The sequence below is a fragment of the Bacillus sp. SIMBA_005 genome (assembly GCF_046535585.1).
Classification (GTDB): Bacteria; Bacillota; Bacilli; order Bacillales; family Bacillaceae; genus Bacillus; species Bacillus pumilus.
The window spans coordinates 1-247 of sequence record NZ_JAWRWI010000922.1 but is presented as its reverse complement, the minus strand read 5'-3'; the positions used below and the strand labels follow the sequence as shown (position 1 = coordinate 247).

Annotated in this window: 1 protein-coding gene; it reads left to right on the top strand. The window is 76.5% G+C overall.

Features of this window, described 5'->3' with window-relative positions; genetic code table 11:
• The coding region (locus SB660_RS22765; protein ID WP_410584784.1) for an FAD-binding oxidoreductase/lyase at positions 1–247 on the top strand (247 nt) is incomplete at both ends.

Below are 247 nucleotides of genomic sequence, written 5' to 3'. Positions count from 1 at the left end.
CGGGGCGCAGACCGGAGAGGCCCGGCGCTACGCCGACGCCTCTCGCGAGCTCTGGCTACGCCTCTCCCAGGACGCCGGGTTCTGGCTGCGGGAGTCGGGCACGCTGGTCGTCGCCCGCCATGACGACGAGCTCGCCGTTCTCGAGGCGGCCGCCCGCGACGGCGGCATCCGGATGCTGGAGGCCGACGAGCTGCTCCGCCTCGCGCCGCTGCGACGCGAGGCCCTCCTCGGCGGCGCCCGCATCGAG